The sequence below is a fragment of the Streptomyces sp. NPDC006552 genome (assembly GCF_040611655.1).
Taxonomy (GTDB): domain Bacteria; phylum Actinomycetota; class Actinomycetes; order Streptomycetales; family Streptomycetaceae; genus Streptomyces.
In genome coordinates this window covers 33,780-41,628 of record NZ_JBEXOS010000072.1, presented here as the reverse complement: position 1 = coordinate 41,628, position 7,849 = coordinate 33,780, and the positions used below count along the sequence as shown (strand labels likewise).

Annotated in this window: 7 protein-coding genes; 3 read left to right on the top strand and 4 right to left on the bottom strand. The window is 72.9% G+C overall.

Translation table 11 applies throughout. The features are described from left to right. Window positions 1-102: 102 nt before the first annotated feature. On the bottom strand, window positions 103-1,020 hold the full coding sequence (locus ABZY33_RS30495; RefSeq protein WP_356494931.1) for an endo-beta-N-acetylglucosaminidase H: 918 nt from the start codon (window positions 1,018-1,020) through the stop codon (window positions 103-105). A 382-nt stretch (window positions 1,021-1,402) separates the two neighbouring features. Between ABZY33_RS30495 and ABZY33_RS30490 the strand changes: the two genes are divergently transcribed. Genes ABZY33_RS30490 through ABZY33_RS30480 form a run of 3 tightly spaced genes read left to right on the top strand, consistent with a single transcriptional unit; the run spans window position 1,403 to window position 5,225 of the window. Further along, entirely contained in the window at window positions 1,403-2,815 is a 1,413-nt protein-coding gene (locus ABZY33_RS30490) for a family 2B encapsulin nanocompartment shell protein (protein WP_356494930.1), read from the top strand. 37 nt (window positions 2,816-2,852) lie between these two features. Then, entirely contained in the window at window positions 2,853-4,304 is a 1,452-nt protein-coding gene (locus ABZY33_RS30485) for a family 2 encapsulin nanocompartment cargo protein terpene cyclase (RefSeq protein WP_356494929.1), read from the top strand. 33 nt (window positions 4,305-4,337) lie between these two features. After that, on the top strand, window positions 4,338-5,225 hold the full coding sequence (locus tag ABZY33_RS30480; RefSeq protein ID WP_356494928.1) for a geranyl diphosphate 2-C-methyltransferase: 888 nt from the start codon (window positions 4,338-4,340) through the stop codon (window positions 5,223-5,225). On the opposite strand, the gene ABZY33_RS30475 is transcribed toward ABZY33_RS30480, so the two are convergent. The 3 genes from ABZY33_RS30475 to ABZY33_RS30465 are packed head-to-tail and all read right to left on the bottom strand — an operon-like array spanning window position 5,167 to window position 7,771. Beyond that, window positions 5,167-5,979, bottom strand: coding sequence for an FAD:protein FMN transferase (locus ABZY33_RS30475; protein ID WP_356494933.1), 813 nt, complete (start codon window positions 5,977-5,979; stop codon window positions 5,167-5,169). The two genes, ABZY33_RS30480 and ABZY33_RS30475, sit on opposite strands and share 59 nt — an antisense overlap. Before the next feature lie 22 nt (window positions 5,980-6,001). Then, on the bottom strand, window positions 6,002-6,415 hold the full coding sequence (locus ABZY33_RS30470) for an FMN-binding protein (RefSeq protein ID WP_356494927.1): 414 nt from the start codon (window positions 6,413-6,415) through the stop codon (window positions 6,002-6,004). 18 nt (window positions 6,416-6,433) lie between these two features. Beyond that, the gene (locus ABZY33_RS30465; RefSeq protein ID WP_356494926.1) at window positions 6,434-7,771 is read right to left on the bottom strand and encodes a ferredoxin reductase family protein; all 1,338 of its coding nucleotides are present in this window, start codon (window positions 7,769-7,771) and stop codon (window positions 6,434-6,436) included. Window positions 7,772-7,849 lie beyond the last annotated feature (78 nt).

Here is a 7,849-nt window from a genome sequence, read left to right as displayed (position 1 = left end):
GCCGATGGGGAGGTGGGTCTTCAGGGCGGAGAGGTAGGCGCCGTTGATGTCGAGGGCGGTCACCTCGTGCTCGCCGGGCGGCAGGTCGGGCCGGGCCGGCGCCTACGGCGTGTAGACGGCGTCGCTGCCGTACAGCTCCCGGGTGAACGCGGAGACGTCGCCGCTGCGGTCGTTCCCGTCGAGGTTGTACGTCAGGAAGACGCCGTACCCCTCGTCGACGGTGCGGCGCGCGAGGTCGGCGACCGTGGTCTGCGGGGTCCCGCCGATCTCGACGGCCGCCGGTGACAGCTTCGACCTGGGCAGTCCGATCGCCGGCACCTGCCAGCTCCCGTAGTACGGATTCCAGGCGTAGTCGAAGGCGGACGAGACGTCGACCCCGCCGTAGGACAGCCGCGCGGCGGCCGGGCCGATGTTGTAGAGACTGATGATCTTCCCCGGCAGGTCCGCGCGCAGCGCCGACACCAGGTGCACGAACGAGCTGTCGTTCGGCTGCCCCGTGCCGCCCGTGCCGTAATCGGCGTACTCGTCGTCGAAGTCGATGCCGTCGAGACCGTACCGTGTCACCGCGTCGGCCAGTTCGCCGGCGAACGCCGAAGCCGCTTGCTGCGACGGGAAGTTGGCGAACCCGGCCCCTTCGTGGTTGCCGAGCACGGAGAGCACGACCTTGATGCCCTTCTGCTGCAACGGCCGGATCTGGGTGGCGGCGTCGTCGAGGACGCGCTGCACGTTCTCGTTGAAGTGGAGGTACGCCGACCGCGTACCCGTGTCGTAGTTGATGTTCGCGGCGAAGATCACGGCGACGTCGAACACGTTCCCGCCGCCCGCGAGGGTGTATTTGCCGACGTTGAGCATGCTGTGGTTGTTCACCTCGACGTACGCCACCGAGGTCGGTCCCGGCGCCGCCGCGGGGGCGGGGGCCGCTGTCGCGCCGGTCGTCGAGGTCGTGCCGAGGGCGAGGGCCGCGACGGCCGAGAGCGCGAGCGCGGCCGTGCGCGCTCTGCGCCGCAGGAGAGTGAACATCGTCGATCGGTCTCCCATCACGTGGGGGGGGCGGCGCCCGAACTGTTCGAGAGCGCCGGGTGCGCACCCGATCTTTCCGCCCCCGGGGCCGGATCCACAGAACCGTGCGTCAACTCTTCACGACTCCCCCGCACCCGGCATCGGCCCGCGCAAACATCGGGAGGCCGTGATCATCGGATCGAGTTAATGTGCCCGGCTTCTCTTGGTCCGGGCCGAGCGGCGGCCCGTACTGTTCTCACGAAATCTGGATGGATTCCCGTCTGTACACCCGCATTTCGCCCTGCTGTCCATCCTGCTGCCCACCTTGCCGCCGGACCGTCGCTGCCCGGCCCCGCGCCCGCCACCCGACTACGGCCGGACCCGACCGAGGAGAACTCCCCCGATGACCGTTGACGCGACGCCGGAGGCCCGCACCGAGCCGCCCCGGCAGTCCAGCCTGGGCACGGCGGCCGCCCGCAATCTCTCGACCACGACCAAGTCCGCCCCGCAGATGCAGGAGATCACCTCCCGCTGGCTGCTGCGGATGCTCCCCTGGGTGGAGACCTCGGGCGGGACCTACCGCGTCAACCGCCGCCTGACGTACACGGTCGGCGACGGGCGCGTGGAGTTCGTCCAGGAAGGCGCCGACGTCCGGGTGGTCCCCCGTGAGCTGGGCGAACTCGCCCTGTTGCGCGGCTTCGACGACGTCGGCGTGCTGACCGCCCTCGCCGAGCGGTGCGAGCAGCGCGAGTTCCGGGCCGGCGAGACGCTGGTCGAGCGCGGCGCCCCGGCGGAGCGGCTCCACCTGATCGCCCACGGCCGCGTCAACCAGCTCACCGTCGGCGAGTACGGCGACGACATCGCCCTGGACGTCCTCGCCGACGGCGACCGGTTCGGGGACCACGCCCTGCTCGACGAGGACGCCCGCTGGGAGCAGACCGCGGTCGCCGAGACGCCGGTCACGCTGCTCACCCTCGCGCGGGCGGACTTCGCGGCCGTGATGGCCTCGGCGCCGCAACTGCGCGCGCACATCGAGGAGTTCAGGTCCCGTGCCGACCGCCGCCAGAACCACCGCGGCGAGGCGGAGATCGCGATGTCGGCCGGCCACCAGGGCGAGCACGAGCTGCCCGGCGCGTTCGTCGACTACGAGTCGAACCCGCGCGAGTACGAGCTCTCGGTCGCGCAGACGATCCTGCGGGTCCACACCCGGGTCGCCGACCTCTACAACAACCCGATGAACCAGACCAAGGAGCAACTGCGGCTCACCATCGAGGCGTTGCGCGAGCGTCAGGAGGACGAACTCATCAACAACCGGGAGTTCGGCCTGCTCCACAACGCCGACTTCAAGCAGCGCATCCAGCCGCACGCCGGGCCGCCGACCCCGGACGACCTGGACAACCTGCTGAGCCGCAGGCGCGGCACGAAGTTCTACCTGGCGCACCCCCGCACGATCGCGGCGATCGGGCGCGAGTTCAACGCGCGCGGGCTCTACCCCGACCACGTCGACGTCGGCGGCCAGCAGGTCACGGCCTGGCGCGGCGTCCCGATCCTGCCCTGCAACAAGATCCCCGTCACCAAGGAGCGCACCAGTTCCATCCTCGCCATGCGTACCGGTGAGGAGAACCAGGGCGTGATCGGCCTGCGGCAGACCGGCCTGCCGGAGGAGTACGAGCCCGGCCTCTCCGTCCGGTTCATGGGCGTCGACGAGCAGGCGATCACCTCCTACCTCGTCAGCACCTACTACTCCGCCGCGATCCTCGTGCCGGACGCGGTCGGCGTCCTGGAGAACGTGCAGATCGGCCACTGGCCCAGGTAGCGGATCCGGCCCGCCCGTTCCCCCCAAGGAGTCATGGATGCCCCCGCCCGAGCCGACGCCCGTCCAGTCGAGCCTGCCCGCAGCGGTCGCGCACTTCGGGGCGCACGTCCTGGCCGAGGCCGCGGCCCGCGCCCGCGACCTCGCCGCCGCGACCGGTGCCCCGTCGCTCCCGGCCCCGCCGGGGGCCGTGGCGCCCGACCCACCCGAGCCGGCCGCGCCCGGCTCGGCCTCGGCGGCCGCCACCGCGACGGACGCCGTACCCACGCCCACACCGCCGGTCCCCGCGGCCTCGCCGCCGGCCGCCCTGACCGCGGTCGGTGCCCCGCCGGCGCCCGCCGCACCGGCCTCTCCCCCGGCCACGGTGGACGTCCCGCCCGCCCCGGGAGCCGACCTGGAGCGGCTGCTGCGGGGCCCCAGCGGCATCGGTACGGCGGGGCTGCGCCTGCGCCCGCGCGTGACACCGGCGGCGCCCGCCGAACCGGAGACCCCGGTGGCGGCGGCCGCCCCCCAGGGGCGGCCGATCCCGGGCCTGTACCACCACGCCGTCCCGGACCCCGATCCCGTGCGCGTCGAGGAGGTGAGCCGCCGCATCAAGTCCTGGGCGCTGGACGAGGTCCATCTGTACCCGGACGACTGGGAGGAGGAGTTCGACGGCTTCTCCGTGGGCAGTTACATGGTCGGCTGCCACCCCGACGCGCCCACCGTCGACCACGTGATGATCGCCACCCGGCTGATGGTGGCGGAGAACGCGGTGGACGACTGCTACTGCGAGGACCACGGCGGCTCGCCCGTCGGCCTCGGCGAACGGCTGCTGCTGGCGCACACCGCGCTCGACCCCCTCCACACGACGCCGGAGTACCAGGCGGACTGGGCGAAGTCGCTGCACGCGGACGCGCCCCGGCGCGCGTACCGGTCGGCGATGGAGTACTTCGTCCGGGCCGGCAGCGCCTCCCAGGCCGACCGGTACCGGCACGACATGGCGCGGCTGCACATGGGCTACCTCGCCGAGGCCGCCTGGGCCCAGCTGGACGAGGTCCCCGAGGTGTGGGAGTACCTGGCGATGCGCCAGTTCAACAACTTCCGGCCCTGCCCCACCATCACCGACACCGTCGGCGGCTACGAACTCCCGGCGGACCTGCACGCCCAGCCGCAGATGCAGAAGGTCATCGCCCTCGCCGGGAACGCGACGACCATCGTCAACGACCTGTACTCGTACACCAAGGAACTCGACGCCCCCGGCACCCATCTGAACCTGCCGGTCGTGCTCGCGGTGCGCGAGGACCTCTGCGCCCGGGACGCCTACCTCAAGGCGGTCGAGGTCCACAACGACCTGATGCACGCCTTCGAGGCCGAGGCCGCGGCGCTGGCCGCCGACTGTCCGCTGCCGGCCGTCCAGCGCTTCCTGCGCGGCGTCGCCGCCTGGGTCGACGGCAACCACCACTGGCACCGGACCAACACCTACCGCTACAGCCTGCCCGATTTCTGGTAACGACCCGGCCCCCGGGAAAGATTGGAATGCCCTGTGACCAGCACCGAATTCACCGCCCCCGCCCGTGACCTCCCCCTGTTCGTGCCTAGCCCGGCCACGCCGTACCAGGGCGACATCGCCCGGTACTGGGACGGGGAGGCGCGGCCCGTGAACCTGCGGCTCGGCGATGTCGACGGTCTCTACCACCACCACTACGGCATCGGTGAGGTCGACCGCTCGGCGCTCGGCGGCAGTGACGACGCCGAGCGCGGGCAGCGGCTGATCGCCGAGTTGCACCGGCTGGAGTCGGCCCAGGCCGACGTCCTCCTGCACCACCTCGGTGACATCGGGCGGGACGACACCCTGGTCGACGCGGGCTGCGGCCGGGGCGGTTCGATGGTGATGGCGCACCAGCGCTTCGGCTGCTCGGTCGAAGGGGTCACGCTCTCGGCCAAGCAGGCGGACTTCGCCAACGGGCGCGCCGCCGAACTGGGGATCCAGGACCACGTCCGCGCCCGCGTCTGCAACATGCTCGACACGCCCTTCGAGACCGGGCAGGCCGCGGCCTCCTGGAACAACGAGTCGAGCATGTACGTCGACCTGCACGACCTCTTCGCCGAGCACTCCCGGGTGCTCTCGGTCGGCGGCCGCTACGTGACCATCACCGGCTGCTGGAACCCGCGGTACGGCCAGCCCTCGAAGTGGGTCTCGCAGATCAACGCGCACTTCGAGTGCAACATCCACTCGCGCCGGGAGTACCTGCGTGCCATGGCCGACAACCGTCTCGTGCCGCAGGCCGTCATCGACCTCACCCCCGACACGCTGCCCTACTGGGAGCTGCGGGCGACCTCGTCGCTCGTCACGGGGATCGAGGAGGCGTTCATCAACTCCTACCGGGACGGCTCCTTCCAGTACGTCCTGATCGCGGCCGACCGCGTCTGACGCGCGCCGGCCGGGAGGGCCTGGGCGGCCGGGCCCCCTCCCGAGGGTGCGGCTCCGCGAGCGACGGGAACCCGCTGGTGCGCAGGACGCGTCCGCCGGTGGCCACCGCGAACACCTCGCAGCCGGGCAGGGACGCGGCCCACTCGACGCCGTCGCCGCCCAGGGCGAACGCCGCGGTGGCGACGGTGTCCGCCTCGGTCAGCGTCGCGGCCACCACCGTCATGCTGAGCAGCCCGGTGGCCGGGCGTCCGGTGCGGCCGTCGATGATGTGGTCACCGCGCTCGTACCGGGCGGAGGTGGCGACCGCGCCGTCGGTCAGCTCCAGTGCGGCACAGAGCCGGTCGGCGCGGTCGGGGTGGCGTACCCCGGCCCGCCAGGGGCCGCCGGCCACGACGACGTCGCCGCCCGCGTTGAGACAGAACCGCCGTACACCCGCCGCCCGCAGCGACTCCGCGGCCCGCTGCGCCGACCAGCCCTTGACCACCGCGCACGGATCGAGGCCGCGCCCCGGCAGCCGGACGTCGAAGGCGCCGCCCGTGGCCCGGCGGTAGTGCTCCGCCAGGTCGAGCACCTCCACAAGATCCGCACTCAACTCGTGCCGTGCCAGCTCGCCCCGGCCGAACCGGGACACCTCGCTGCCGGGCCGGAACGGGCTGAACCGCGCGTCGGTCTCGCGCAGCCAGGAGAACACCGCCTCCACGGCCTCGTCCGCCACGCCCTCGTCGTCGATCCGCAGCGAGACCGGGAACCCCATGACGTGCTCGACGCGCCGCACGTCAGGTGCCGCTCGCGTCGAGGGCCGCCTGTAGGGACTCCTGGTAAGCGTCGCTGGTGATCGTCGCGCCGGTGACCGTGTCGACCCGCGCGTCCTGGGTCCGCAGCGTCTGCGCGATCAGCTTCGGCACGGCCGCCCGCGTCTGCGGGTGGTCCGGCTGCTGGAGCAGCCGCACCGCGGTGATCTTCTCGCCCTCGAAGGTCAGCCGGACCTGCACCGGGCCCTTCTCGGTCGCCACGGTCGATCCGGTGACCGTCCGCGGCCCGGACGCGCCCGCGCCGGTGCCGGCCGGGGCGGTGGAGGGGGGCGGGGCGGGCTGCGCGGTGGCGGTCGCGCCGCCGGCCGACGGCTCGTAGCGCCAGACGGAGACGAGTCCGACGAGGCTGACGGCGACGACGGGTACGGCTCGCTTCACGATGTCTTCCTCGTTTCTTCAGCCGGCCAGGCTGAACCGCTCGAAGTGGATCTGCCGCTTGGGCACGCCGAGTTCGCCCAGGGTGCGCAGGACGGCGGTCATCATCGGCGGTGGCCCGCACAGGAAGACGTCCCGGTCCGCGAGGTCCGGCACCAGCCGGGCCAGCTCGCGCGGCGCCAGCCGGTCGGGGACGGGCGGCCCGGTCACCAGGTGCAGTGCGGCGCCCTTGGCGGCGGCGAGGTCGCGCAGTTCGTCGTAGAGGACGGCGTCGCGCTCGGCGGCGACCCGGTAGATGACGACCGGGTGCCCGTCCAGGTCCTGGAGCAGGGCGCGGATCGGGGTGACGCCGACGCCGCCCGCGATGAGCAGCGACTCGCTCCGGGTGCGGTGCAGGGTGGTGAAGGCGCCGTAGGGGCCCTCCGCGAAGACGCGGGTGCCCGGCCGGAGGGTGCGCAGGGCCGCGCTGCCCCCGCCCGCCGCCTTGACGGTCAGCCGCAGGCCCCGGCCGTCGGGGGCGGCGGAGAGCGAGAAGGGGTTCGCCTGCCACCAGCGGTCCCGGGTCAGGAACCGCCAGAGGAAGAACTGGCCGGCGGCGGCGGGCAGCCGGTCGAGGTCGCGGCCGGTGATGTGGACGGAGACGACGGTGTCGGATTCGGGGACGACCGCGGCGACCCGGAACCGGTGGCGCGTGTTGCGCCACAGCGGCAGCGCGACCCGCCCGGCGGCCACCGCGCCCAGGGCGAGCCCCCACAGCCCGTACCAGTACGCCGTCGCGGCCGGGGACGAGGTGAAGGTGGTGCCGACCGCGACCTGGTGGGTGAAGGCGAGCACCACGGCCACGTAGGCGTACAGATGGATGAAGTGCCAGGTCTCATAGGCGAGCCGGCGGCGGGCGCAGCGGGCGGAGGCCGCGCCGATGACGAGGACGAGTCCGAGCGCGACGAGCGCGCGCAGCACGCCCTCGGTGGTCTCGGCGAGGTCGACGATCTCGCTGACCGGGCCGACGCCGGCGCTGTCCGCGTAGCCGAAGCCGATGAAGACGACGTGGGTGAGCAGGGTGCCCAGCACGGCGAACCCGGTCCAGCGGTGCCAGCTGGTCAGCCGGTCCATGCCGATGCGGCGGTCGAGCCAGGGCAGCCGGGCCACCAGGACCAGTTGCCAGGCCATGACCAGCGCGCCGAGGAGTCCGGCGAGGCGGCCGATGACGATGAGGGCGTTGGAGGCGAAGCCCGCCCGGGCGAAGAAGAAGGCGACCACGGCCGCGTTGGCGGCGAGCACCGTGTACAGGCCCGTGCGGGCCACCACCCTGGGGCGTATCGCCGTGGGGGGCGCGGCGGGTGAGCGGACGGTCGTCACGGGACGGCGGCTCCTTGGTCGTGGGGACGAGCGGCTGGTCTTCGAGCTTGGCGCGCGGAAGCTGTCGGGAACCTGTCG

Bases quoted from the DNA above. Each gene is read 5' to 3' on its own strand.
- ABZY33_RS30495 (WP_356494931.1), bottom strand. From the start codon at position 1,020: ATGTTCACTCTCCTGCGGCGCAGAGCGCGCACGGCCGCGCTCGCGCTC.
- ABZY33_RS30490 (WP_356494930.1), top strand. From the start codon at position 1,403: ATGACCGTTGACGCGACGCCGGAGGCCCGCACCGAGCCGCCCCGGCAG.
- ABZY33_RS30485 (WP_356494929.1), top strand. From the start codon at position 2,853: ATGCCCCCGCCCGAGCCGACGCCCGTCCAGTCGAGCCTGCCCGCAGCG.
- ABZY33_RS30475 (WP_356494933.1), bottom strand. From the start codon at position 5,979: ATGGGGTTCCCGGTCTCGCTGCGGATCGACGACGAGGGCGTGGCGGAC.